A 26,204-nucleotide genomic window follows, 5' to 3' on the forward strand; every position below is an offset into this window, starting at 1 on the left:
CGGCGATTTATTGAGTATAGAATTTCGCTTTTGATTTTTTATTGACTGGCTGAGTAGGGGTTATGTTTCTTTTGTCCGTAGAACGCCTGATATTCAGGATAATTTTCATTCTTGCGATTTTTAATATTGCTATGGTCTATAAAAAATCAATATCCATTGATGTTGCTGGATATGCCGTTTGTTGTTTCGTCGGTCTCCTGCTGATGGCGCTTGGTCAATTCTATCGGATTTCTGAACGCAGCACGCGGTTAGGAAATGTCCTGACAGCGTCTGGGCTGTATGTGCTTTTCACGATAGTCGGCTCTATTTTCAATTATGTTTTTTTGCCGATCTATTTTCATCCGATAGACGACATTCTCATGCGTGTGGATGATTTGGTTGGTTACAGTTGGCCCGCTGTCGTCACATGGGCCGCCACATATCCTTGGATCGGCAAGACATTTTACGTGGTCTACATGACGTCGCTTCCACAGTTACTCGTTATATTAATCACCCTTGGCTTTACCGGTAAGGAGAAAGAGCTCCATTCTTTTCTACTCACCGGCACCATCGGCGCTCTCTTGAGCATCGCTTTTTGGGTGCTTTTCCCGACATTCGGCGCAAAAGCGTATCATACGTTGCCGGAGTGGGTGTTGAATGCGATCCCTTTGGCGGTTGATCCAGCTTATGGACGGGAACTGGTTCGTTTGGGGCTTGAGGGTGTCGATCATCTCTCGCCTGCAAATATCCTCGGGCTGATCGGCTTTCCTTCATTCCATATTTTCATGGCGCTAATGTCCGTGTTTTTCGTTCCACGGCATAGGCTTTTTATCGTTGTGATAGGGGCTTTAAATACCCTGATGTTTCCTGCTGTTCTGGTTCAGGGAGGCCATCATCTTTCAGATGTGTTCGGTGGCATGGCTTGCTTTGCAGTCGCCTTTCCACTCTCGCGATATATAGTGAAAACAATGTCGAAAACGCCTGTCTGTAACACCGCGCAACAAAGGCCGCTCGGCGTTGCCGCCGATTAAACGACAACGCAAGTTCAGGGCTAGCCTTAAAGCGCTGCCTTTATCTTTTCCGCATGTTCCTTCAGCAAAGCGCCATCCGCCATCGCGCCACTGTGTGGTTTCATAGGCTCGCCTTCCCTGCGCGGAACGATATGGAAATGGAGATGGAACACCGTCTGGCCCGCCGCAGGTTCGTTGAATTGCGCCACGTAAACGCCATCAGCATCGAATGCTTCCTTTGCCGCCACTGCCAGTTTCTGCACCACGGCAATGGTTTTCGCAAGCACCTGCGGGTCTGCATCCAGAATGTTGCGTGAACCCGCTTTCGGCACGACCAGCAGATGGCCGGGGGCTTGTGGCATGACATCCATGAACGCCAGCGTGTACTCGTCTTCGTAAACCTTCACGGCCGGAATTTCGCCGCGCAGGATTTTCGCAAAGATGTTGTTGGTATCGTAGGTCGATGTCATGAAATGTCTCCTCGTATAATCTGCTCAACTACTCGTCGGTCTCTTGCCGCTCGCCTTTGCGAAACGGACTGTGCTCATCGAGATAGTCGCCGATTTGTTCGACTTCGTTGCGTTCACGCTCGAGATAGTCGGCAATTGCCCTGCGCAAGCCCGGATGGGTGATGAAGTGAGCTGAATGGGTCGTCACAGGTGTATAGCCGCGGGCAAGCTTATGCTCACCCTGCGCGCCCGCCTCCACACGTTTCAGACCCTTTGCCAGAGCAAAGTCGATGGCCTGATGGTAACAAACCTCAAAATGCAGAAAGGGGTGATCTTCGATACATCCCCAATGCCTGCCGTAAAGCGCATCGCCACCAATAAAATTGATGGCACCGGCAATGTAACGACCCTCGCGTTTTGCCATCACCAGCAAAATATCGTCAGCCATTCGCTGGCCGATCAGCGAGTAGAACTCACGGGTCAGATAGGGCTTGCCCCATTTGCGGCTGCCGGTGTCCATGTAAAAGGCGTAGAACTGGTCCCAGATATCTTCGGTCAGATCACTGCCCGTGAGCCAGTCGATCTCGATGCCATGTTCAAGCGCCGCCCGCCGTTCTTTCCGCAGGTCTTTGCGTTTGCGCGAGGCCAGCGCATCCAGAAAATCGCCGTGGTCGCGATATCCATTGTTGATGAAATGGAACTGCTGATCGGTGCGCATCAGAAAACCTTCTTCCGCCAGCGCGTCGGTTTCATCACCTGGCGCGAAGGTGACATGGGCGGATGACACGCCAATTTTTTCTGACACTTGCCGCAGGCCCGATGCCAGAACGCGTTTGAAAGCAGCAACATCCAAGCCGCTGGTCAGCAATCGTGGGCCAGTCGCAGGCGTGAACGGCACGGAGCATTGCAGTTTCGGATAATAATTGCCGCCTGCACGCTCAAGAGCATCCGCCCACCCCTGGTCGAAAACATATTCGCCGCGACTGTGGCTCTTCAAATAGGCGGGCATAGCGCCCGTGAGTGTGCCGTCACCTTTTTCCAGAAGCAGGTGATGACCACGCCAGCCGGTCTTTGCGGTGGCTGATCCGGACTCTTCCATGGACAGTAAAAAAGCATGGGAAATGAACGGGTTGTAATCTTCTGTTCGTGTAAGTTTAGAAGTTCCGGAAAGCGTGTTCCAGCTTTCCGGATCAATGTCTTTAAAGGACTGCTCTACGCGAATGGAATATTCGTCGCTCATGCGCTGGCCGGCTGGCTCTCTTTTGGATCGAAACCTTCGAACGTCATCTGGTCAGCATATTTATAGGTAATCGCGCGCGCATTTTCATCCCTCACCGTCCAGGTAATCACCGGAACACCGAGTTTTCTTTGCGCCTCAATAAAGCTGTTGGGTAGATGCGCCCAAGCGTAAGAGACGAAATCGAGGCCGATCTGCATGGCTTCATCATGTTTGAAGAAGTCTTCCGGTTTCGCGCCTTCCGCCGTCAGCCCCAGCGGCCATGGCGAGCCAGCGGCCTTCAAGTCCTTCAGCAGATGGTGATCGAAGCTCATCAGCGCCACATGGCCCTCATAACCTTCCAGCACTTCGAGAACGGCTTCGGCAAAACCATCATCGACGCCAGCACCGGAACGGCCTTTCAGTTCAATGACGAGAGGCACTTTACCTGCGCATAAGGTCAGAAGCTGCTTGAGCTTCGGCACGCGATCTTTCGTTTGGCCGATGGCCAGAAGAGCAAGTTCGGCGGATGTATGCTCGCGCACATCGCCCTTGATGCCCGTCAACCGTTCCATCTCGTGATCGTGAAAGACGACAGGAACGCTATCGGCCGCAAGCTGCACATCGCATTCGATGGCGAAACCAGCCGCGATGGCGCGGGAAAATGCCGTAAGCGTGTTTTCCCAAACAACCTTGTTTTGGTCATGATAACCGCGATGCGCGACCGGTGTTGCGGTCAGCCAGGAGAGTTTCAGCGTCATACGTCGATTTCCACAATAGCGTCGATCTCGACGGCGGCATTGAAGGGCAGGGAGGCCATACCGACTGCGGCGCGCGCGTGTTTGCCCGCATCGCCCAGAACATTGGCGATGAGGTTGGATGCGCCGTTGATGACGAGGTGCTGTTCGGTAAATTCCGGTACGGATGCGACGAAGCCGTTGAGTTTCAAAACGCGGCGGACTTTGGAAAGGTCTCCATTCAACGCGGCTTTTACCTGCGCCAGAATGTTGACGGCGCAAAGTTCGGCGGCGCGCTGGGCGGTAGCAACATCAACATCGCGCCCGACATGACCCGTGACCGCAATCTTGCCTGACTCCATTGGCAATTGACCCGAAATATAAAGCAGATTGCCGCTGATGGTGAACGGGACATAATTTGCAGCGGGTGCTGCGGCAACGGGCAGGGTGTAGCCCAGTTCTTTCAGGCGAGCTTCGATGGCATCCGACATTTTCGTCTCCGCTTTTGTTGTAAATCTTTCAAAAATCCGGCAGACAGAGCATGATGTCCAAAAGCCGGGCGATTGCTTGTACAATATGAGCAGTGAGTCCAACAGGAGATATTGAATGTTTGTCAGGAACCTTGCTGTTGCTCTTGCTGCTGGCACTGTTACAGTTTTGCCGGGTGTCGCAAGTGCCGTGCCTGCCAGCGTTCCCAACCTTATCTCTCACCGTGCCGTGTATGATCTGGAGCTGAAAGACGCTTCGGACCGCTCCGGCATCGAAGGCATGACGGGCAGAATGGTGTACGAGTTCACCGGGTCTGCCTGCAAAGGTTATAAGACCGACTTCCGCTTTGTCACCCAGATCAATACCGGCGATGCAGTGCGGCTGACGGACCAGCAGACCACCACATTCGAAGATGCGGCGTCAAAGAAGTTCACGTTTGAGACCAAGTCTTTCACTGACGACAAGCTGGATAAGGAAGTCACTGGCTCCGCAGCGGACGCAGATGGCACCATGACCATCGATCTGACCAAGCCGGATGCGCGCAAGATCGATTTGGCAGCGGGTGAGTTTCCGACCGAACATATGTTTCAGGTCATCGAAAATGCGAAGTTGGGTAAGCGGATTTTTGAATCGCGCGTGTTTGACGGGTCCGACGATGGCGATCAGAGCCTGATCACCTCCACGCTTGTTGGAAAACAGCAGCCGCCTATCGATGGCGATGCGGACGCGGGCAAGGCGGGAGAGTTTGCCAAGACACCGTTCTGGCCTGTTACGATTGCGTATTATAATGACAAGACAGGCACGGATGCCCTGCCGATCTACCGCATGTCGTTCAAGCTGTATGAAAACGGCATCACGCGTGATCTGACCATGGACTATGGTGATTTCGTGCTGACGGGCAAGCTTGCCAAGCTGGATATTCTCCAGCCCGAAAACTGTGAAAACAAGCCGATCCGCTGAGATTGATCTGAGGCGAATTTAGAATTTTCCGCATAAAAGCTTGCTTTTCATCGAATCTGCCTGTATGCGGCACATTATTCCACACGCGAAGCTTGGGATGTTCCGGGAGAAATCCGGTTCGTTCCGCCCGGTGGTACCGTTTAGACGGTGCTGTTCGCTTCGCGGGGGTTAAACCGGAAAAGGATAACTAGGCATGGCATTGCCCGATTTCTCTATGCGTCAGCTTCTGGAAGCTGGCGTTCACTTTGGTCACCAGACACACCGCTGGAACCCAAAGATGAAGCCGTACATCTTCGGCGACCGCAGCAACATCCACATCATCGATTTGGCTCAGACAGTTCCTTTGCTGTCGCGCGCTCTTCAGGTTGTTTCTGACACGGTTGCTCGTGGTGGCCGCGTTCTGTTCGTTGGTACGAAGCGTCAGGCGTCCGAAATCATCGCAGACAGCGCAAAGCGTTCCGCTCAGTACTACGTCAACTCGCGTTGGCTCGGCGGCATGATGACCAACTGGAAGACGATCTCCAACTCGATCCAGCGCTTGCGCAAGGTTGACGAGATTCTGAACTCCGAAGGTTCTGGCTATTCCAAGAAAGAGCGTTTGACGCTCGAGCGCGAACGCGAAAAGCTTGAAAAGGCTCTCGGCGGTATCCGCGATATGGGTGGCGTTCCTGACCTGATGTTCATCATCGACACCAACAAGGAAAAGATTGCAATCGAAGAAGCCAAGCGTCTTGGTATTCCGGTCGTTGCGATCATCGATAGCAACTGCGATCCAGACCAGATCGATTACCCGATCCCAGGTAACGACGACGCATCGCGCGCCATCTCGCTGTATTGCGATCTGATCGCTCGCGCAGCTATCGACGGTATCGCACGTCAGCAGGGCTCTTCCGGTCGCGACATCGGTGCTTCCGAAGATGCTCCGATCGAGCCTGCTCTTCAGGACGAAGCTGGCGCCTGATAGTCGGCTGTTTGGCGGCATAATCATGCCGCCTTCTTCATCAGGATACGACAAGGCCGTTCTGGACTCGTAAGTTCGACGGCCTTGTTCGTTTAAATCCCCGCATCCCTTATGGAATAGGCGTGGGTAAAGAAGTTTCGTGATGCCTGTTTCATCAGGCTGTCACAGTTCCGGGTACATTCGTTCCCAAAATCCGATTGAGGTCGGGCCGCAATCGCGCCGTGACCGACGAACCGACAAGAGGCACACAATGAGCGAAATCACAGCCGCAATGGTAAAGGAACTGCGCGAGAAGTCCGGCGCAGGCATGATGGATTGCAAAAAGGCGCTGTCTGAAACCGGCGGCGATCTGGAAGCTGCAATCGACTGGCTGCGCGCCAAGGGTATCGCCAAGGCTGACAAGAAGTCTGGCCGTACTGCCGCTGAAGGTCTCATCGCTATCGCATCTGCCGGTCACAAGGCTGTTGTCGTTGAAATCAACTCCGAAACCGACTTCGTTGCACGTAACGATGCCTTCCAGGATATCGTTCGTGGCGTAGCTTCGGTTGCTCTGACGACCAACGGCACTGTTGAAGCCATTGCTGCTGCAACCTACCCAGCAACCGGCAAGTCCGTCTCCGACACCATCAAGGACGCGATTGCCACTATCGGCGAAAACATGGCGCTGCGCCGTTCGGCTCTGCTCGAAGTTGAGCACGGCGTTGTTGCGACCTACGTTCACAACGCTGCTGGCGATGGCATCGGCAAGCTTGGCGTTCTGGTTGCGCTGAAGTCTGTTGGTGACAAGGCTGTTCTGACATCCATCGGTCGCCAGATTGCCATGCACATTGCAGCAACAAACCCGCTCGCCATCCGCTCTGAAGAAGTTGACGCTGCTGTTGCAGAACGCGAGCGCAACGTATTCATCGAACAGGCTCGCGAATCCGGCAAGCCAGAAGCCATCATCGAAAAGATGGTTGACGGTCGTATGCGCAAGTTCTTCGAAGAAGTTGCTCTTCTGTCCCAGGCTTTCGTCATCAACCCTGACATCACTGTTGGCGATGCTGTCAAGGCTGCTGAAAAAGAAGCCGGCGCTGCGATCGAAGTTGTTGGCATGGCTCGCCTGCTGCTCGGCGAAGGCGTTGAAAAAGAAGAAAGCGACTTCGCTGCTGAAGTTGCTGCGGTCGCCAAGGGCTGATCTCTTCACCCAAATACGGGAAAACGACAGGGCATCGCGTGACAACGCGGTGCCCTTCGTGTATCCGCGTTCCGGTTACATTCTACAACGCGGCGCGATTTTTTTCAGATTCGCTTGTCGCTGTAGTTTCTCTATGTTTTCGCATGTCGTCATCGCAAAACCGCTACACACTTTTGCGGGACATGCTCTAAGGAGTCATGATGTCTTCCAAGCCGCTTTATAAACGTGTTCTTCTCAAGGCGTCGGGCGAAGCCCTCATGGGCGATCAGGGGTTCGGTATCGACGTTGCCGTCGCAGACCGCATTGCCTCCGATATTGCGCAGGCGAGAGCCATGGGCGTCGAAGTGGGTGTCGTCGTCGGCGGCGGTAATATCTTCCGCGGCGTCGCTGTTGCCTCCAAGGGCGGAGATCGCGTGACCGGCGACCACATGGGCATGCTGGCAACCATCATCAACGCACTTGCGCTGGCCACCTCGCTGCGCAAGCTCGATATTGACACAGTCGTCCTGTCCGCCATCGCCATGCCGGAAATCTGTGAGAGCTTCTCGCAGCGTGCGACGCTCTCCCATCTTGCTCAGGGTCGCGTCGTGATCTTCGCGGGTGGCACAGGCAATCCGTTCTTCACCACAGATTCCGCCGCAGCACTGCGCGCAGCAGAAATGGGCGCAGAAGCGATCTTCAAGGGTACGCAGGTGGATGGTATCTATTCCGCCGACCCGAAGAAAGACCCTCACGCAACCCGCTTTGACGAACTGACGCATTCGGAAGTTCTCGCCAAGGGATTGGCAGTCATGGACATTGCTGCCGTTGCACTGGCGCGGGAAAACCACATTCCAATCATCGTTTTCTCAATCCACGAAAAAGGTGGCTTTGCGGCAATATTGACGGGCGGCGGTCGCAAGACCATCGTGCACGACAAATAAAGACCGGGCGCTGATTCCACACTGTGAAATTGGGCCATCGCGGCCAGAACTATGGAGTATACAAATGAGTGGTATTGACCTCAACGATATCAAGCGCCGCATGGACGGCGCCATCAATGCGTTCAAGAGCGATATCGCATCGCTGCGCACAGGACGCGCTTCCGCCAATATTCTTGATCCTGTAACGGTGGATGCCTATGGTTCGCGCGTGCCGCTGTCTCAGGTCGCCAATATTACGGTGCCAGAAGCGCGTATGCTGGGTGTGAACATTTGGGACAAGTCGATGGTCGGCGCGGTTGACCGTGCGATTCGTGAGTCCAATCTTGGCCTCAATCCCATCGTCGATGGCCAGAACCTGCGCATTCCCTTGCCTGAACTGAACGAAGAGCGCCGCAAGTCGCTCGTCAAGGTCGCGCATGAATATTCGGAAAAAGCCAAGGTCGCCATTCGCCATGTTCGCCGTGATGGTATGGACGGTCTGAAAAAAGCCGAAAAGGATGGTGACATCGGTCAGGATGAAAGCCGTGCGACGTCCGACAAGGTTCAAAAAATGACGGACGATACGATTACGGACATTGACCGCTTGCTTGCGGAGAAGGAAAAGGAAATCATGCAGGTGTAGTTGGCTTTTAAGCCCGCTTCTGTATTTGTTTCAATTCCGCGCTGCTTAAACTGGATCGAGATGTCGGACATTACACGTTCCTCACTACCTGAGCATGTTGCCATCATCATGGATGGCAATGGGCGTTGGGCTAAGCAGCGCGGGCTTCCGCGCATCATGGGACATCGGCGCGGTGTCGAAGCCGTGCGCGAAACCGTGAAAGCGGCAGGCGAATGCGGCCTGAAATACCTCACTCTTTTTGCGTTTTCGTCAGAAAACTGGCGCAGGCCGGAAGCTGAAGTCAGCGATCTGCTCGGGCTTCTAAAAGCGTTCATCCGCCGTGATCTGGCCGATCTGCACAAGGAAAACGTGCGGGTTCGCATCATCGGTGATCGCAAAGGTCTGAACGAGGATATCAAGACGCTTCTGACCGAGGCCGAGCAAAGAACTGCCGAAAATACGGCGCTGACGCTTGTTATCGCCTTCAACTACGGTGCGCGCGATGAGATCGCCCGGGCCGCAGCATCTCTTGCGAGAGATGTGGCTGAGGGCAAGCTCGATGCGGCGGCTATTGATTCCGATGCGATCACGGCCCGCCTGGATACCGCAGGCATGCCTGATCCCGATCTCATCATTCGCACCAGCGGTGAGGAGCGGCTGTCCAACTTTCTGTTGTGGCAGGCTGCGTATTCTGAGTTTCTTTTCATTCCCGATTATTGGCCTGATTTCGACCGCAAGATTTTCTTTGCGGCGATTGATCAATATATGATGCGCGACCGCAGGTTTGGCGGACTGTCGGATCAAGTTGCTCTGGCGGGTGCCTGATGAGCCGTGAATTGAAGCTGCGGATCATCTCCGCCATCGTGCTGGCTGCCGTTATACTCACCGCCACATGGTACGGCGGAATGATGTTCCGCCTCGTTGCCGGGCTTTTGGCACTCCTCATTTATTATGAGTGGAGCACGATCACCAAGCTTTCGGACACCAATCCGACCGGCTATGCGTGGGGATGGTTTGCCGTCGCGGTGATGAGCGGCAATACAATTTTTGGTGAACCATCACTCGATCTGCCTCTGCTTTCAGGCTTTGCTTTGACCGCTGCACTGTTTCCAGTGCTGCGCGGCAGCAACTGGTGGCTGGTTGGCGGCATCGTTTATGCGGGCCTTAGCGGCATCTCGCTGGCTGCCATTCGCGGTGAGGAGTTGACGGGCTTTGTGGCCACGTTGTTCGTCTTCGCCATTGTCTGGGCAACCGATATTCTGGCCTATTTCTTTGGGCGCGCCATCGGTGGGCCCAAGCTCGCACCGGCCATTTCTCCGGGCAAGACATGGTCTGGCGCCATCGGCGGCACGGTTTCCGGTGTCATCGCGGGTAGTGCGGTGGCCGGAATCTATCACGGGCGCATCAGCATCGTCATTATCGCGATGTCGCTGATACTGTCCGTGTTCAGCCAGATTGGTGATCTGTTTGAATCCTTCATCAAGCGCCGCTTCAAGGTGAAGGATTCCAGCAATCTCATTCCCGGTCACGGTGGTTTTATGGACCGGGTTGACGGTCTTGTTTTTGCCTGCTTTACCGTATTCCTCATCGCTGTTGTTCACGCGGCGATAACCGGTGATGTGCCAGGATCAGGCGATGGAATTGTTCCGGGCTTCTGACGGCTTTCAACCGGACATAACGCAAAAGGCTGAGTAGATATGGACATGGCGACGGCGGCGATTGGTTTTCTGACCGGTTATATGGTGCCGTTCATTCTTGTTCTATCGCTTTTGGTTTTTGTCCATGAGATGGGTCATTATCTGGTAGGGCGCTGGTGCGGCATACGATCCACAGCTTTTTCAGTCGGTTTCGGACCTGAACTGATCGGTTTCACCGACAAGCATGGCACGCGCTGGAAGATTTCTGCGATTCCGTTGGGCGGCTACGTCAAGTTCTTTGGCGATGACGACGTATCCAGCAAACCGGATAATGACGGTCTCGCTGGCTTGACGCTTGAACAGCGCGCCCAGACACTCGGCGGTGCAAAGCTGTGGAAAAGAGCGGCAACAGTCGCCGCAGGCCCAATCGCCAATTTCCTGCTGGCGATCCTGATTTTCGCAGCATTGTTCACCATTTATGGCCGCATGATTTCGGATCCGATTGTTTCGGAAGTGCGGGAAAACAGCGCAGCGCAAGCCGCCGGTGTTCTGGCTGGCGACCGGCTGGTCGCAATCGATGGCGAAAAGGTGAAAACATTTGAAGATGTCCGTCGTTATGTTGCTGTTCGCCCTGCGACGCCGATTACGGTGACTGTTGAGCGCAACGGGCAGGAGCTATCTCTGCCCATGGTGCCGACACGAACCGAGACGACGGATCAGTTCGGCAACAAGATGGAACTGGGGATTATCGGTATCGTGACCGATCAGACCCGCGGTAATTTTCGTCACGTCAGCTATTCGCCGGGCGAGGCTCTGATTGAAGGTGTGCGTGAAACCGGACACGTTGTGACTGGCACGTTCACCTATATCGGGAACCTCATCACAGGCCGTATGAATGCGGATCAACTTGGTGGCCCAGTGCGTGTCGCTCAGGCATCCGGCCAGATGGCATCACTCGGTTTTGCTGCGGTCATTCAGCTTGCGGCCTTGCTTTCTGTCTCCATTGGCCTTCTTAATTTGATGCCCGTCCCGATTCTGGATGGCGGTCATCTGGTGTTCTATGCCATTGAAGCGGTGCGCGGCAGACCTCTGGGTTCTGGCGCCCAGGAGGTTGCTTTTCGTATTGGTCTTGCCATGATTTTCAGTTTGATGGTATTTGCCACATGGAATGATATCAGCAGCTTGATCGGCTGAGTACGGCTTTAGAGCTATTTTTTTAAGAGGGCGTTTACCTTGTTTTGAAACCAAAGTGGCGATTGAGCCACGGTTGCTTGCGAAGTAAACAGAAATTAACGGTCGGGCTTGCTTGTAGAGGAAAAGCAGGTAAAACGACGCAGATGGCCGGAGTCGGGTTCCGCCCGCTGAGGGACAACGGGAAAAGGTAAGAATTGAAAATGAAGGCTGGTTCAAGATTTTTGAACGCGGTGTCGGCGGTTGCGCTGTCTGCTGGTGTTTCTTCGGTCGCAGCTCTGGGAGTGCTTGCTTCTGCCGGTGTTGCGAATGCAGCTGTGATCAAGAGGGTCGACGTGCGTGGCGCTGAACGCGCTGGTGCAGATGCTGTGCGCTCCAACATCACAATTGCTCCCGGTCGTGATTTTTCCAACGCCGACATTGATGAATCGGTCAAGCGTCTTTACGCGACAGGTTACTTCTCCAATGTCAGCATGAGCGTCTCCGGCAGCACGCTGGTCGTGACGGTGAGCGAAAATAGCCTCGTCAACCAGGTCGTGTTCAACGGCAACCGCAAGATCAAGGACGACAAACTGGTCGGCGTCGTGCAGACCCAGTCTCTCGGCCCATATGATCAGACGCTTGTGACATCCGACATCGCGCGCATCAAAGAAGCTTATGCCGCAATTGGTCGTAGTGATGTTCAGGTCACCACTCAGGTTGTTCCAGTCGGTCAAGGCCGCGTAAACCTTGCTTTCGTCATCAACGAAGGTGAGCGCACGAAGATTGCCCGTATCGATTTCGTTGGCAACAATGCCTACAGCGATGGCCGTCTTGCTGCCGTTATCAACACTAAGAAGTCCAACATGCTGTCATTCCTGACGCGTAAGGATGTCTACAATGAGGACAAGCTGCGCGCTGACGAAGAAGCGCTGCGCCAGTTCTATTACAATCGCGGTTATGCCGACTTCCGCGTCACATCTTCGGATGCGGTGCTGGATGAAGCGACCAATGAATATACCGTCACAATCAACGTCGATGAAGGTCAGCGTTACGCTTTCGGTAATGTTGCAGTAGAATCGACGGTTCCGGGTGTTGATGGTCCTGAGTTGCAGGGTCTTGTCGAAACTCATGCTGGCTCGAACTACAGCGCCAAAGAAGTTCAGAAGAGCATGGAAGCCATTTCCAAGCGTGTTTCGGCGGAAGGTTATCCTTTTGCGCGCGTAACACCGCGCGGCGACCGTGATCTGGCTGGCAACACGATTGGCGTTACCTATATCGTTGATCAGGGCGAGCGCGCTTACGTCGAACGCATTGAAATTCGCGGTAACACCCGTACCCGCGACTACGTTATTCGTCGCGAGTTTGACATCAGTGAAGGTGATGCCTTCAACCAAACTGTCGTCTCCGCTGCAAAGCGTCGTCTTGAAGCGCTGGGTTACTTCTCCAAGGTCAACATCGGCACATCGCAGGGCAGTGCCCCGGATCGCGTCGTGATCGTTGTGGATGTGGAAGATCAGGCAACTGGTTCGTTCGGTATCGGTGCTGGTTACTCGCAGAACGATGGCGCGCTTCTCGAAGCATCAATCGAAGAAAAGAACTTCTTGGGTCGTGGCCAGTACATTCGTGTTGCTGCTGGTGCCGGTCAGGATGATGCACGTAGCTACAACCTGTCATTCACAGAGCCATACTTCCTTGGCTACCGCCTTGCCGCAGGTTTCGATCTGTTCAAGAGCCAAAGCTCCAGCGAAGATTATTACGATTACGACGAGCAGGGCTTTGCACTTCGTGTAACCGCTCCGATCACGGAAAATCTGTCAACGACATTCAAGTACACGTACAAGCAGATCAATTATGATGGTAAGGGTGATTGGACTAATCCTGCCAACCTTGCATCTCCGTATCGCGACCTGATTGCTGGTGGAGACTGGACACAGTCCATTATTTCCAACACGTTGGCTTATAACTCACTGGATGATCGCAACATGCCGCGCGAAGGCTGGCAGGGTGCTTTGACCAACGAGTTTGCAGGACTTGGTGGCGATTCCGAGTATTACAAGATTTACGCGAAGGCTCGTTATTACCACACGCTGTCTGACGAGTACGACATCATTGGTTCGATCACGGGGCAGGCTGGTTACGTAGCGCCCACGGGTGACAATCTGCTGGTCTTCGACCAGTTCAAAATTGGTGGTCGCGTGATCCGTGGCTTCGAGAATGACGGTATTGGTCCACGTATCGGTGACGATTCTATCGGTGGAACCACCTACTTTGCCGCATCTGCGGAAGTAACTGCGCCAATGCCGGGCGTTCCGGAAGACTTTGGTTTGCGCCTTGCCGGCTTCGTTGACGCTGGTACGCTTTATGGCAACAAGGTCCGCACGGCAGCTGGTGAAAGCGTGCAGGACGATAGCTCGATCCGCGCTTCTGCTGGTATCGGGGTCATGTGGGCCTCGCCATTCGGTGCTCTGCGCGTCGACTATGCTGTGCCTTTCATGAAGGAAGACTACGACCAAGAGCAGAATTTCCGGTTTGGCATGTCCAACACTTTCTGATATCGGCAGTCCAGAACTGCAAGTTTGAACGTTCTGGAGTATCCGCTTGATGGAATATAACGCTTTTTTTCCGCCCCACGAAGGCATGCGATTGAAAGATATCGCGGACCGTCTTGGGGCGGAACTGTCTGATGAGACTGCTGGTGATCGCTTGGTGCGGTCGATTTCTCCGGTTTACCGGGCGAAACAGGACCAGCTTTGCTACATCCTGTCGCGTAAAAACCGTGAAGAATTGCTGACCTGCGAAGCTGCTGCGATCATTTGTGATGCCGCGCTTAAAAGTCTGGTTCCAGATCATATCCCGGCGTTGATTTCCAAAAATCCGCATACGGTCTTTGCCCAAGCTGGTGCCTTGCTGCACGCGTCTGCGATGAAGCCGTCTTCTATTGTTGTTGAAGCCACCGAAATTTCGCCTGCTGCGCATATCGACCCTTCAGCGAAACTGGAATCCGGTGTTGTGGTTGAACCATTCGTCGTCATTGGCGCAAACGTACATATCGGTGCGGGAACGCGGATTGGTGCTGGTGCGATCATCGGAGCTGACGTCCAGATTGGACGTGATTGCACCATCGCGGGCGGAGCCAGCATTATCGCGGCTCTGTTGGGGAACGGTGTCATTATCCACAACGGCGTACGCATCGGGCAGGACGGGTTTGGTTATGCGCCGGGTCCGCGTGGCATGATCAAGATCGTGCAAATCGGGCGCGTCATCATTCAGGACAATGTCGAGGTTGGAGCCAATACGACAATCGACCGTGGAACGATGGATGACACGGTGATTGGCGAAGGCACGAAGATCGATAATCAGGTTCAGATTGGCCATAACGTTCGTATCGGTCGCCATTGCGGAATCGTCAGCAAGGTGGGTATCGCAGGCAGCACGCGTATTGGTGATGGCGTGATGATTGGCGGCGCCAGCGGTATCAATGGCCATATTACCATTGGAGACGGCGCGCAGATCGCGGCGATGAGTGGCGTTGTTGCCGACGTGCCAGCGGGTGCGAAGTACGGCGGCGTACCGGCGCGCCCATTGAAACATTTCCTGCGCGACATGGCAGAATTGCTTGCGCGTGCTGAGGAGCGAGAAAAGAAGACAGGAGAGAAGAATGTCTGAAGAGACAAAAACGACGCTTGGCGCGGCTGACATCCTTGAGGTGATGAAGCTGCTGCCGCATCGTTATCCATTTTTGCTGATCGACAAGATCATCGATATCGACGCTGATAATTCGGCCACTGGCATCAAGAACGTGACTGTAAATGAACCACATTTCACCGGTCATTTCCCGGATCGTCCAATTATGCCGGGCGTTTTGATTGTCGAGGCCATGGCCCAGACGGCTGGCGCAATTTGCGCCCGTAAGCAGGGCGATGGTGGCCATCTGGTTTATTTCATGACCATCGATAATGCCCGTTTCCGCAAGCCTGTCGTTCCGGGCGATCGTCTGGAAATCTACGTCGTCAAACAGCGCCAGCGCGGTAACGTGTGGAAATTCCATTGCGATGCCAAGGTTGATGGCGTTCTGGTTGCAGAGGCTGATATCGGCGCGATGATGATTCCCGAGGGCGCGCGATGAGCACCATTGCGGCTTCGGCAAAAATTCATCCGATGTCCGTCATCGAGGATGGCGCGGTTATCGGTGAGAACGTGCTGGTCGGCCCTTTTTGCCACGTCGGGCCGAAAGTCACTTTGCATGACAATGTCGAACTGATCAGCCATGTCGTGGTTCTCGGCTGTACCACGGTCGGCAAGGGAACAAAAATCTGGCCGTCCGCCGTCATCGGGGGCGATTCCCAGAGCGCACATCACAGCGCGGTCGACACCACGCTGGTCATCGGCGAAAATTGCAGCATCCGCGAAGGCGTGACCATGAACACCGGCACGGTGGAGCATGGCGGCACCACTATCGTCGGCAACAACAATCTGTTCCTGGCTTACGCGCATGTGGCGCATGATTGCCGTTTGGGCAGCAACATCATCCTGTCCAACAACGTCATGCTTGCAGGCCATGTTACGGTGGAAGATCGCGCCATTCTGGGCGGCGGCTCTGCTGTGCACCAGTTTACCCGCGTTGGGCGTCAAGCTTTCGTCGGTGGTTTGTCTGCCGTCAGCTATGACGTCATTCCCTATGGCATGTTGAATGGCAATCCGGGCGTTTTGAGCGGGTTGAACATTGTCGGCATGACCCGCGCTGGCGTCGAGCGTGCCGAAATTCACAAGGTTCGCCGCGCCTACAAGCAGATATTTGAGACTGAAGGGAATGTGCGCGCCAATGCGGCGGCCATTCGAGAGGACTATCTGGACTGCCCGCAGGCGCTGGAAATCGTTGATTTTATCGCCGCCGCCAATGACAGGGCAATTTCATCGCCCAACCGCGGCAAATAATCCGTGGCGCAGGGCGAGGGGCGCTTAGCAATCATCGCTGGTAGTGGTTTTCTTCCCTATTACGTGGCTCAGGCCGCGCAACAGGCCGGGGAAACACCCTTCATTATTCAGTTGCGAAATGAAGCCGATCTCGACTGGCAGGGATTTGAAAGCGCCAGCATCAGTGTTGGTGACGTCTCGAGCCTTGGAAAAATTCTCTCTTCGCACCACATCGGCCGCGTGGTGCTGTCCGGTGGCGTGTCTCGCCGCCCGGAATGGCGGGAAATTCGACCCAACCTCAAAATGATCGCCAAAGTGCCATCCATCATCCGCACGCTTTTGTCGGGCGGTGACGATACGGTGCTTCAAATGGTCATCCGCCTTATCGAAGCGCAAGGCGCAAAGGTTATCGGCGCCCACGAAATCGCGCCAGGGCTGCTTGCCACCACCGGTGCGCTCGGCAAACACGCGCCGAATGATGATGACCGAAGGGATATCGCCAAGGCGGCGAAAGCGGCGCTGGCTTTGGGCGCTCTCGATGTGGGGCAGGGCGCTGTTTCCGTAGGTGGCCGTATTGTCGCGCTGGAGGGCGTTGAGGGAACAGACGGCATGTTGGCCCGCGTTGCCTCGTTGCGCGCTGAAGGCCGAATCTCGGCCCGTAGAAAGGGCGTTCTGGTCAAGCTCTGCAAGCCGCAGCAGGATATTCGGGCAGATTTGCCCACCATTGGTCCATCGACTGTGCATAATGCCGCCAAGGCTGGCCTCGCTGGTATTGCGGTAGAGGCGGGCAGAGCGTTTGTGCTGGATCGTGAAGCCATGCTGCACGCTGCTGATGAGGCCGGTCTGTTCATTTGTGGTATCGATACGGCGCTCGAAGGAGACTTGATGTGACAGAGGGTGTTCTCAAGCTGGCCGTGATTGCCGGTGAAGTCTCCGGCGACCTGTTGGGTGCCGATCTGGTGCGAGCGTTGAAGACACAATATGCGGGCCATGTTGAGTTGATCGGCGTTGGCGGTGACGCCCTGACGGCGGAAGGTCTAACATCCTTTTTCGATTATTCCGAGCTGTCGATCATGGGCTTCACGCAGGTTCTGAAGAAACTGCCGCAACTGATTTCCAGAATAAAAGAAACGGCAAACGCCATTATTGCAGCAAAACCGGATGTCTTGCTGATCATCGATAGCCCGGATTTTACCCATCGCGTGGCCAAGCGCGTGCGCAAGGCTTTGCCGGATCTGCCCGTCGTCAATTACGTCTGCCCCAGCGTGTGGGCCTGGAAAGAATACCGCGCCACTGCAATGTTGTCCTATGTGGATCACGTTCTGGCACTTTTGCCGTTTGAGCCAGAGGTCATGCAGCGCCTCGGCGGCCCGCCCACCACGTTTGTCGGCCATCGTCTGGGCGTCGATCCGGATTTGCTGAACGTGCGTGCGAAGCGCGCTGAGCGTGAATTGCCAAAGCCCGGTGATAAAAGAACGATTCTGTTGTTGCCGGGTTCGCGGTCTACGGAAACCACGCGGTTGATGGAGCCGTTCCGGGATGCAGCCACCGCATTTGTGGAGCGCAACGGCCCTACGCGTTTCGTCCTTCCCACTGTCGCGAGACAGGAAAAGCGCATTCGCGAGCTAGCGGCGTCATGGCCGGACCATATCCGGCCAGAAATCGGCATCGATACAGCGTTCAAATGGAGCGCCTTTGCTGAAGCGGATTCGGCGATTGCTGCTTCTGGAACGGTTATTCTGGAATTGGCACTTGCCAATGTCCCCGTTGTTTCAGTGTATAAAACCGACTGGATTTTCACGATGCTGAGCAGGCGCGTGAAGACGTGGACGGGTGCGCTGCCCAACCTGATTGCCGATTACGTGGTTGTGCCGGAATATTTCAACGAGGTGGTTCGTGCAGGTTCCATGTTGCGTTGGGCCGAGCGTCTTTCATCTGATACGCACCAGCGGCGCGCCATGCTGGAAGGTTTTGCGCTGGTGCAGCAGCGTTTGCGCACTGAACGTCCGCCGGGCGAAAAGGGCGCAGAGATCCTGCTTTCCGTTTACAAAAACAAGAGCGGCGCGCGCGTCTGAAGTTCCGAACGACGTTTTGCCCCACAACGGGGCAGAGATTAAAAAATAATCAATTTATGTGCTGTGTGGATCGCGTTCGTATTTGTTCAGGCGCAGATCGTTGAGTTTTCAAATTTGGCACGCCTCTTGCTTTTTACTCTTGTATGCAAGCAAGACATACATCAAACACCGATCAAACCGCTATAGAATCCGCCATCGTTTCCGGCATTCTCTGCGCGCGAATACGCCCCGGTACGCGGTTGGGTGAAAGCCAGCTCGCCGAACTGTACGGCGTTTCCCGCACCAAAATCCGCGAGGTCATGATGCGCCTTGTCACGCGGGGTGTCGTGATTGTCAGCCCACGCAAGGGCTGGTTTGTCGTCGAGCCATCGGCGGAAGAAGCGGTAAAGGTCTACCAGGCGCGCCGCGTTATTGAATGTGGCCTTCTGCGCAACATGACGGCGCTTCCCGCACATGGCCGCCAAATCCTTCTGGATCATCTCAATGAGGAAAAAGAGGCGATGGCTGCGGCAGATCGCCAGCGATTGACCTGCCTCATGGGCGATTTTCATATTCGCATTGCTGAAATTGCCGGAAACGACATCATCATCGCGCTGCTGCGTGATCTGACAGCCCGGACCATTCTGATTTCGATGCTGTATCAATCCGATTTCCATGCGGCTCAGTCGCATGATGGGCATTGCCGCATCTTTGAAGCGATGGATGCCGGTAACTTTATGAAGGCGGCAGAACTCGCCCTCACACATCTCGATGAGGTGGAAACCGGCCTTGATCTCACTCGCCGCCGCGATCCCCTTTCGGACCTTCGCAGTTCACTTTCACTTCCACCCCTTTATGCAACTTTATAGGAGAGTTTTAGATGTTGAACAGACGCGCATTATTCGCAGCCATCGCTATTGTCGCCACCAGCAGTTTTGCCGCACCGTCTTTTGCGGATGCATTGAGCGACATCTCTACGCGGGGCACCATTCGTATCGCCGTCCCGCAGGATTTTCCGCCATTCGGTAGCGTTGGAACGGACATGGCACCGCAGGGCTACGATATCGACGTGGCCAATCTGATTGCTACGAAACTGGGTGTGAAGGTTGAACTCGTGCCGGTGACCAGCGCCAACCGCGTCCCTTATCTTCAGACGAACAAGGTCGATCTGGTTATTTCCAGCCTTGGTAAAAACCCAGATCGCGAAAAGGTCATCGACTTTTCCGTTGCCTATGCGCCATTCTTCAACGGTGTCTTTGCGCCAAACGCCGTGAAAATCGAAAAAGCCGAAGACCTCGCAGGAAAGACGATTGGCGTTACACGCGGCGCTGTGGAAGATCTGGAGCTGACGAAAATCGCGCCATCCGACGCGACGATCAAGCGTTATGAAGACAATAACGGCACCATCTCCGCATTCCTCTCCGGCCAGGTCGAAACCGTTGCGACAGGCAACGTGGTCGCCGCCGCCATTCTGGAGCGAAACCCACCAAAACGGCCTGAGCTGAAGTTCCTCATCAAAAACTCGCCTTGCTACATCGGTCTGAACAAGGACCAGCCCGCATTGCTGGAAAAGGTAAACGCCGTCATTACCGCAGCAAAGGCCGATGGCAGCCTGAATGCAATCGCGACGAAGTGGTTGAAGACCGACCTTCCAAAAGAACTGTAAGACCGATCCAGAGCTAGCGCCCCGTTATTGCGCGGGGCGCGATTTCTGAAGTGAGATCGAAAGGAACCATCGGTGAATTATACATTCGAGTTTGGGTGGCTTCTCGAATATTACCCGGCAATCGTCAAAGGCGTGTTGATTACGCTTCAGTTGATTGCAATTGGCGGTGTGCTTGGCATCACCTTGGGTATTTTCTGCGCGTGGGTCCGCGCATTGGGGCCAAAATGGCTGAGGCCAGTGGTCGCCACGTATGTGGAGATGATCCGCAATACGCCGTTTCTGATCCAGCTATTTTTCATCTTTTTCGGTCTGCCTTCGCTTGGAGTGCAACTGAATGAATTAACCGCTGCAAATATCGCCATGGTCATCAATCTGGGCGCTTACAGCTGCGAAATCATTCGGGCCGGCATTCAGGCAACGCCGAAGGGGCAGTTCGAGGCGGGCGCAAGCCTTGCGATGACGCGGTTTGAAACATTTCGACATGTCGTGTTGGTGCCATCGCTTCAACGCATCTGGCCTGCGCTGTCATCGCAGGTGGTCATCGTCATGCTCGGCTCGTCGGTTGTGTCACAAATTGCCGCCGAAGACCTGACCTTTGCCGCCAATTTCATTCAGTCCCGCACGTTCCGCGCCTTTGAAGCCTACATGGTGTCAACCGTGATTTATCTCGTGCTCGCCATCATGCTGCGGCAGATCCTGGTGGTCATCGGCGGGTTCATTTTCCCAAAAAGGAGCGCCCGATGATCGAGTTTTCTACATGGGATATTCTGCGAAACCTTTTGCTCGCGGCGCGCTGGACGGTGCTGCTTTCGCTGGTGTCGTTCATCGGCGGTGCGGCTGTTGCACTCGTGCTGCTCTTCATGCGGATTTCCAAGAGGAAATCGCTGCGTATAACCGCTAAATATTACATAGAACTGTTTCAGGGCACGCCGCTTTTGATGCAGCTTTTTATCGCATTTTTCGGGCTTGGCCTTCTGGGCATCGATGTTCCCGCCTGGCTGGCAGCCGGACTAACGTTGATCCTTTGGGCAGCTTCGTTCCTTGCGGAAATCTGGCGCGGTTGCGTGGATGCCGTTTCAAAAGGACAATGGGAGGCATCCGCCAGCCTTGCCATGGGTCGGTTCCAGCAAATGCGCTACGTCATCATGCCACAGGCCATGCGCGTTGCCGTGCCGCCCACCGTTGGTTTTGCCGTGCAGGTCATCAAGGGAACGGCCGTGACGTCGATCATCGGCTTTGTGGAGCTTTCCAAAGCGGGCACTGTCGTCACCAACGCCACCTTCCAGCCTTTCACCGTCTACGGCCTTGTGGCCCTCATTTATTTCGCGCTGTGCTGGCCTTTGTCGAAGAGCAGCCAGATTCTCGAAAGGAAGCTTAATGTCGCTCATCGAAATCACTGAAGTCCGCAAAAGCTACGGCACGAATGAGGTTCTGAAAGGCATCAATCTGGATGTCGAACCGGGTGAAGTCATCGCAATTATCGGCAAGAGCGGTTCGGGAAAATCAACGCTGCTGCGGTGTATCAACGGGCTGGAAACGATCTCATCCGGTGCGATATCGGTTGCTGGCGCGCAGTTTATCGAGGATGATCTTCACCTGAAAGCGCTGCGCCTGAAAGTTGGGATGATCTTTCAGCAATTCAATCTGTTCCCGCATCTCACCGTGGGCGGCAATGTCATACTGTCGCAAACCGTGGTCAAGAAGACGCCAAAGCAGGACGCAGAAGTGCTGGCGCGCAAGATGCTGGAACGTGTGGGGCTGGCTCACAAATTCGATGCCTATCCCGACGAGTTATCCGGCGGGCAGCAGCAGCGTGTGGCCATTGCAAGGGCGTTGGCCATGCAGCCAACCGCTTTGCTGTGCGATGAAATCACATCTGCATTGGACCCGGAACTCGTGTCCGAAGTTCTGGCCGTGGTGCGGGAACTGGCGTCCGAAGGAATGACGCTGATTATGGTCACGCACGAAATGAGATTTGCCCGTGACGTATGCTCGCGCGTGGTTTTTATGCACGAAGGGAAAGTGCATGAAATCGGTCCACCGGATGAGGTTTTCTCCGCGCCAAAAACCCCGGAACTTAAACAGTTTCTGGGAATGACCGCTCACTGATGACAGTCAAATAAAAAGGCCGAGGGATGAACAATCCCTCGGCCTTTTGTCGTTCACGAGATCAAGCTTAGCGCTTGGAAACCGGCACGTAGTCGCGCTTCGGTGCACCAGTGTAAAGCTGGCGCGGACGACCGATGCGCTGCTGTGGGTCTTCGATCATTTCGTTCCACTGTGCGATCCAGCCGACGGTGCGGGCGAGAGCGAAGAGAACGGTGAACATGGTTGTTGGGAAGCCGAGCGCCTTCAGCGTGATGCCAGAGTAGAAATCGACGTTCGGGTACAGCTTCTTTTCAACGAAATAAGGATCGGAAAGAGCGATCTTTTCCAGTTCCAGAGCAACCTGCATGATTGGATCGTCGGAGTTGCCGGTGGCTTCCAGCACTTCGTACATCGTCTTCTGCATGATCTTGGCGCGTGGATCGTAGTTCTTGTAAACGCGGTGACCAAAGCCCATCAGACGGAACGGATCGTTCTTGTCCTTGGCGCGGGCGATGTATTCTGGAATGCGATCAACAGAGCCGATTTCGTTCAGCATGTTGAGAGCTGCTTCGTTTGCACCGCCATGGGCAGGGCCCCAGAGGCAGGCAATACCAGCGGCAATACATGCGAACGGGTTTGCACCCGAAGAGCCTGCAAGACGAACGGTCGACGTGGATGCGTTCTGCTCATGGTCAGCGTGCAGGATGAAGATGCGGTCCATGGCGCGGGCCAGAACCGGGTTCACCTTGTAATCTTCGCATGGCACGGCAAAGCACATGTTCAGGAAGTTGGCGGCGTAATCAAGATCGTTCTTTGGATAAACGAAGGGCTGACCGATGTGGTACTTGTACGCCATCGCCGCAATTGTCGGCATCTTTGCGATCATACGCAGCGATGCGACCATGCGCTGGTGCGGATCGGTGATGTCTGTGGAGTCGTGATAGAACGCAGATAGCGCGCCGACCGTGCCGCACATGACAGCCATTGGGTGGGCGTCACGACGATAGCCGGTAAAGAAGCGGCTCATCTGCTCATGCACCATGGTGTGGCGCGTTACGCGGGTGTCGAAGTCCTTCTTCTGTGCCGTCGTTGGCAGTTCGCCGTACAGCAGCAGATAGCAGGTCTCAAGGAAGTCGCCCTGTTCGGCCAGCTGCTCGATAGGATAACCGCGGTGCAGAAGAATGCCTTCGTCGCCATCGATGTATGTGATTTTGGATTCGCAAGAGGCCGTGGACGTAAAGCCCGGATCGTATGTGAAGGAGCCGGTATGCTTATACAGCGTGCCGATATCGACGACCTTCGGTCCGATCGTGCCTTCTTTTACAGGAAGATCGACTGTTTTATCGCCGAGAGTCACTGTAGCGCTAGTTTCCGTCATACCAAACCTCCGAAATATCCAGGCGATGCGGGGTGGCGCATCGGCCATTTAAGCGTCAGCGATTTAGCTATATGATCCGCGCGATAAAGCCAAGCTATCCAAAAGGCAAATTGTGCATTGCGACACGGCAATATCCCGATTTGACGCATTTCTACGGCCCCGTGTTTCATTCTAGGTCAATGCTTCCTTAATCGCGCAGATGGTTGCAATCTTCCTTTCATGGTTGCAAGTTACGCTGCTGTGGCAGGGGCGCCGGTATTTGAACGTTCAGGGAAAAAAAGAATATTTCCGCTTGATCGAAACGAGTGCCGCTGCGCAGGCGGAACTCGACGACCTGCTGTTGCCTATCCACACGTCACGCGGCGCACTTGCCGTCAATGATGTGGACGCTGATCCATCACCGCAAACCCGTATTACGCGGCTGAAACGATGGTTTGAAAGTTGCGTTGCGGAAGAAGATTCTTACCGGCAGGGTTTTCTTTTTATTCCCGTCTTCATCGCGGCTGGTGTGGCCCTGTGGTTTTACCTGGGTGAAACGCCTTCCCAATTGGCACTGCTTTGCGTTGCTTTATGCGTCGCCACCGCAGCCATAGCTCTTCATGATCGTCCCGGCTCTCCATCCGCTGTTTTGAAAGCATCGGCTCTTCTTTTGGTTGGAATGCTGCTTGCGGATTGGGAAACGAGACGTGCGGGCACCGTCATTCTCGATACGTCCGTCACGACAACGATTATTGGCAAAGTCGAGCGCCGGGAACTCGATGCGCGAGGATACTGGCGATATATCGTGGCGTTGACGTCCACATCAGACCCCAAAATCTCAAGGGCGCCGCAGCAGATTTCCGTTTTGTCCAGAAGCCGGCACGAGCCGATTGCCATTGGCGAGACCATCACCGGCAAAGCCAGGCTTTCGCCCCCTTCCGGTCCTGCATTGCCAAGACTGAATGATTTTGCCTTTGGATCATTTTTCAACGGAACGGGTGCGACCGGATTTTTTTACAGCGCACCGAAACCACTGCCTTCAAGCTCGGAAACCGTGGATGCAAAAACACTGTTACAGACAGTCGATGCTTTGCTGTACCGGCTGCGCAGCGGCATAGCGGAACGCATTCGGGGTTTGATCGGCGGGGATGCGGGTGCCTTTGCCGCCTCTATTGTCACCGATGAGAGACGTGCGATTTCTGGTGAGACGATGGAGGCGTTGCGCGTTTCCGGACTGGCCCACATCGTCGCCATTTCCGGGTTGAACATGGCGCTGGCCTCTGGGATTTTTTTCGTCGGAATGCGCACGATTTTTAGTCTGTTTCCCGGCTTTTCCCAACGCTGGCCCGTCAAGAAAATATCGGCTTTCGCCGCGCTGCTCATGACGCTGGCATACTACCTCATTTCCGGTTTCGCGGTGTCTGCTGAACGGGCATGGCTGATGATGTCGATCATGCTCATCGCCGTTCTGGTCGACAGGCCATCGATCAGCCTGCGCAATGTCGCGCTATCGGCAATCGTCATCGTCATTTTGTCTCCGCATGAGGTGATGGGACCGAGTTTTCAGATGTCATTTGCGGCAACGCTTGCGCTTGTTTCAGGATATGCATTCTGGAGCAGATGGCGGAGTGAGCGCGACAGACTTGTCATCGCAACGCCCCCTTGGTGGTTGTCGGTTGCTTTCAAGTTTGGCACCATTATTGGCGGTGTCGTCATCACGTCCCTGATCGGTGGCATTTCGACCGCGATCTACTCTATAGAGCATTTTCATCGCATCACCGCCTTTGGGCTGGCCGCCAACCTTGCCGCCATGCCAGTCATGTCACTGATCGTCATGCCTTTTGCTTTGGTCGGAATGTTGCTGATGCCGTTTGGGCTGGACGCTCCGTTCATCAAAGTCATGGGTTACGGCATGGCCGTTGTCATCGATATTGCCAAAACCGTTTCGAGTTGGGGTGGCGACACCACAATCGGTCGCCAGAATGGCTGGTTTCTCGCCGTTTCGACCACAGGATTTCTGCTGGTAGCGCTGTTGCGAACACGACTTGCCTTCATAGGCTTGCCGTTTATTGCTGCCGGATTCGTAATGTTGCTCACGGAGCAATGGCGCAGCAAACCGGACCTGCTGATCTATGAAGACACGTCGCTTGTCGCGCTGTTATCGACAGATGCCGTTGCATCGACAAAGCCGCGTGCCTCCGGTTTCATATACGATCAATGGGCGAGGGCACTGCCTTTGCCGGATCGTCACAGGCCACCTGAAATGCTCAAGGTAAAAAAGTCACCCGCCGGTGACGATACCGACAGTGAGGCGGACAACGATGGGACACGGTCATTTGGCATGAGTGAAGCCGAGAGAGCGAAACACAAAAAAGAAATGCTGGCCGCTCTATCCAAACCGGATGTTTTCACCTGTCGCAAAGACATGTGGTGCATTGCACGGTCCGCAAAAGGAGCAACCGTCGCCGTCATTACCGATACGGCTCTGACTGGAGTGGCTTGCGACATCGCCGATATTGTGGTGATGGCGCGCAGAACACCGTTTGACACATGCAGGTCAGGGGCGATCCTCATTAGCCGGGATACATTGCGGCGAACAGGTTCCATGGAAATCTGGCTTGGTGAGAAAGGCCAACCCGTTCTTCAAGCGACCGCGGCGATGTATGGCTCAGATCGCCCCTGGACCATGCACCGTAGCTATAATTGGCGCCGTGAGAGTTTCGATACGGCAATACCAGTTCACATCGAAAAGCTTCTATCTCTCACACCGCGATGATGTTGTGGTGCCAACGAAGACAAACTGGCTCCTGGCA

The 26,204-nt window shown here is 54.7% G+C and carries 26 protein-coding genes; 21 read left to right on the plus strand and 5 right to left on the minus strand.

Going from position 1 to position 26,204, the window contains the following annotated elements; all coding sequences use genetic code 11:
• The first annotated feature begins 62 nt into the window (after nt 1-62).
• Nucleotides 63-1,010 carry a phosphatase PAP2 family protein gene (locus tag RMR16_RS05210; RefSeq protein WP_320200040.1) on the plus strand — a complete coding sequence of 316 codons (948 nt, stop codon included), beginning with the start codon at nt 63-65 and terminating at the stop codon, nt 1,008-1,010.
• Between the two features lie 26 nt (nt 1,011-1,036).
• On the opposite strand, the gene RMR16_RS05215 is transcribed toward RMR16_RS05210, so the two are convergent.
• Genes RMR16_RS05215 through RMR16_RS05230 form a run of 4 tightly spaced genes read right to left on the minus strand, consistent with a single transcriptional unit; the run spans nt 1,037 to nt 3,882 of the window.
• Nucleotides 1,037-1,459 (minus strand): HIT family protein, encoded by a 423-nt coding sequence (locus RMR16_RS05215; RefSeq protein ID WP_320200039.1) that lies wholly within the window; start codon nt 1,457-1,459, stop codon nt 1,037-1,039.
• A gap of 28 nt (nt 1,460-1,487) precedes the next feature.
• On the minus strand, nt 1,488-2,678 hold the full coding sequence (locus RMR16_RS05220; protein ID WP_320200038.1) for a GNAT family N-acetyltransferase: 1,191 nt from the start codon (nt 2,676-2,678) through the stop codon (nt 1,488-1,490).
• Nucleotides 2,675-3,415: a glycerophosphodiester phosphodiesterase gene (locus RMR16_RS05225; protein ID WP_320200037.1), complete on the minus strand. Its 741-nt coding sequence runs from the start codon at nt 3,413-3,415 to the stop codon at nt 2,675-2,677. Before RMR16_RS05225 ends, RMR16_RS05220 begins: the two co-directional genes overlap by 4 nt.
• A complete protein-coding gene (locus tag RMR16_RS05230) occupies nt 3,412-3,882 on the minus strand; it encodes a RidA family protein (RefSeq protein WP_320200036.1) in 471 nt (156 codons plus the stop codon). The genes RMR16_RS05225 and RMR16_RS05230 overlap by 4 nt, the downstream gene beginning before the upstream one ends.
• A gap of 115 nt (nt 3,883-3,997) precedes the next feature.
• Here RMR16_RS05230 and RMR16_RS05235 point away from each other — a divergent pair, with 115 nt between their 5' ends.
• From RMR16_RS05235 to RMR16_RS05325, 19 genes are all read left to right on the plus strand, one after another.
• Complete coding sequence (locus RMR16_RS05235; RefSeq protein WP_320200035.1) at nt 3,998-4,840, plus strand: cell envelope integrity EipB family protein; 843 nt, start codon at nt 3,998-4,000, stop codon at nt 4,838-4,840.
• Nucleotides 4,841-5,033: 193 nt separating this feature from the next.
• The gene (rpsB, locus tag RMR16_RS05240; protein ID WP_320200034.1) at nt 5,034-5,801 is read left to right on the plus strand and encodes a 30S ribosomal protein S2; all 768 of its coding nucleotides are present in this window, start codon (nt 5,034-5,036) and stop codon (nt 5,799-5,801) included.
• A gap of 250 nt (nt 5,802-6,051) precedes the next feature.
• A complete protein-coding gene (tsf, locus tag RMR16_RS05245) occupies nt 6,052-6,978 on the plus strand; it encodes a translation elongation factor Ts (RefSeq protein ID WP_320200033.1) in 927 nt (308 codons plus the stop codon).
• A gap of 200 nt (nt 6,979-7,178) precedes the next feature.
• On the plus strand, nt 7,179-7,901 hold the full coding sequence (gene pyrH / locus RMR16_RS05250; protein ID WP_320200032.1) for a UMP kinase: 723 nt from the start codon (nt 7,179-7,181) through the stop codon (nt 7,899-7,901).
• Between the two features lie 64 nt (nt 7,902-7,965).
• On the plus strand, nt 7,966-8,523 hold the full coding sequence (gene frr, locus RMR16_RS05255; RefSeq protein WP_320200031.1) for a ribosome recycling factor: 558 nt from the start codon (nt 7,966-7,968) through the stop codon (nt 8,521-8,523).
• A 60-nt stretch (nt 8,524-8,583) separates the two neighbouring features.
• A complete protein-coding gene (locus RMR16_RS05260; protein WP_320200030.1) occupies nt 8,584-9,327 on the plus strand; it encodes an isoprenyl transferase in 744 nt (247 codons plus the stop codon).
• Nucleotides 9,327-10,160 (plus strand): phosphatidate cytidylyltransferase, encoded by an 834-nt coding sequence (locus RMR16_RS05265; protein ID WP_320200029.1) that lies wholly within the window; start codon nt 9,327-9,329, stop codon nt 10,158-10,160. Before RMR16_RS05260 ends, RMR16_RS05265 begins: the two co-directional genes overlap by 1 nt.
• A gap of 39 nt (nt 10,161-10,199) precedes the next feature.
• Nucleotides 10,200-11,333, plus strand: coding sequence for an RIP metalloprotease RseP (gene rseP, locus RMR16_RS05270; RefSeq protein ID WP_320200028.1), 1,134 nt, complete (start codon nt 10,200-10,202; stop codon nt 11,331-11,333).
• 200 nt (nt 11,334-11,533) lie between these two features.
• The gene (gene bamA, locus RMR16_RS05275) at nt 11,534-13,864 is read left to right on the plus strand and encodes an outer membrane protein assembly factor BamA (RefSeq protein WP_320200027.1); all 2,331 of its coding nucleotides are present in this window, start codon (nt 11,534-11,536) and stop codon (nt 13,862-13,864) included.
• Between the two features lie 49 nt (nt 13,865-13,913).
• On the plus strand, nt 13,914-14,978 hold the full coding sequence (gene lpxD, locus RMR16_RS05280; RefSeq protein ID WP_320200026.1) for a UDP-3-O-(3-hydroxymyristoyl)glucosamine N-acyltransferase: 1,065 nt from the start codon (nt 13,914-13,916) through the stop codon (nt 14,976-14,978).
• The gene (gene fabZ, locus RMR16_RS05285; protein WP_320200025.1) at nt 14,971-15,438 is read left to right on the plus strand and encodes a 3-hydroxyacyl-ACP dehydratase FabZ; all 468 of its coding nucleotides are present in this window, start codon (nt 14,971-14,973) and stop codon (nt 15,436-15,438) included. The genes lpxD and fabZ overlap by 8 nt, the downstream gene beginning before the upstream one ends.
• Entirely contained in the window at nt 15,435-16,247 is an 813-nt protein-coding gene (gene lpxA, locus RMR16_RS05290; protein ID WP_320200024.1) for an acyl-ACP--UDP-N-acetylglucosamine O-acyltransferase, read from the plus strand. The genes fabZ and lpxA overlap by 4 nt, the downstream gene beginning before the upstream one ends.
• Nucleotides 16,248-16,250: 3 nt before the next feature.
• Nucleotides 16,251-17,117 (plus strand): LpxI family protein, encoded by an 867-nt coding sequence (locus RMR16_RS05295; RefSeq protein WP_320200023.1) that lies wholly within the window; start codon nt 16,251-16,253, stop codon nt 17,115-17,117.
• Complete coding sequence (gene lpxB, locus RMR16_RS05300; RefSeq protein WP_320200022.1) at nt 17,114-18,301, plus strand: lipid-A-disaccharide synthase; 1,188 nt, start codon at nt 17,114-17,116, stop codon at nt 18,299-18,301. The genes RMR16_RS05295 and lpxB overlap by 4 nt, the downstream gene beginning before the upstream one ends.
• 143 nt (nt 18,302-18,444) lie before the next feature.
• Nucleotides 18,445-19,149: a GntR family transcriptional regulator gene (locus RMR16_RS05305; protein ID WP_320200021.1), complete on the plus strand. Its 705-nt coding sequence runs from the start codon at nt 18,445-18,447 to the stop codon at nt 19,147-19,149.
• An 11-nt stretch (nt 19,150-19,160) separates the two neighbouring features.
• The gene (locus RMR16_RS05310) at nt 19,161-19,946 is read left to right on the plus strand and encodes a transporter substrate-binding domain-containing protein (protein ID WP_320200020.1); all 786 of its coding nucleotides are present in this window, start codon (nt 19,161-19,163) and stop codon (nt 19,944-19,946) included.
• Nucleotides 19,947-20,018: 72 nt separating this feature from the next.
• Nucleotides 20,019-20,690 carry an amino acid ABC transporter permease gene (locus RMR16_RS05315; protein ID WP_320200019.1) on the plus strand — a complete coding sequence of 224 codons (672 nt, stop codon included), beginning with the start codon at nt 20,019-20,021 and terminating at the stop codon, nt 20,688-20,690.
• Complete coding sequence (locus RMR16_RS05320) at nt 20,687-21,346, plus strand: amino acid ABC transporter permease (protein WP_320200018.1); 660 nt, start codon at nt 20,687-20,689, stop codon at nt 21,344-21,346. The genes RMR16_RS05315 and RMR16_RS05320 overlap by 4 nt, the downstream gene beginning before the upstream one ends.
• On the plus strand, nt 21,324-22,055 hold the full coding sequence (locus tag RMR16_RS05325; RefSeq protein WP_320200017.1) for an amino acid ABC transporter ATP-binding protein: 732 nt from the start codon (nt 21,324-21,326) through the stop codon (nt 22,053-22,055). The genes RMR16_RS05320 and RMR16_RS05325 overlap by 23 nt, the downstream gene beginning before the upstream one ends.
• A gap of 67 nt (nt 22,056-22,122) precedes the next feature.
• Here RMR16_RS05325 and gltA read toward each other — a convergent pair whose 3' ends face one another.
• Entirely contained in the window at nt 22,123-23,412 is a 1,290-nt protein-coding gene (gltA, locus tag RMR16_RS05330) for a citrate synthase (protein ID WP_320200016.1), read from the minus strand.
• A 292-nt stretch (nt 23,413-23,704) separates the two neighbouring features.
• Here gltA and RMR16_RS05335 point away from each other — a divergent pair, with 292 nt between their 5' ends.
• Complete coding sequence (locus RMR16_RS05335; RefSeq protein WP_320200015.1) at nt 23,705-26,167, plus strand: ComEC/Rec2 family competence protein; 2,463 nt, start codon at nt 23,705-23,707, stop codon at nt 26,165-26,167.
• The last annotated feature ends 37 nt before the right edge of the window (nt 26,168-26,204 follow it).

This window comes from Agrobacterium sp. rho-13.3 (assembly GCF_033957765.2).
Lineage (GTDB): Bacteria > Pseudomonadota > Alphaproteobacteria > Rhizobiales > Rhizobiaceae > Agrobacterium.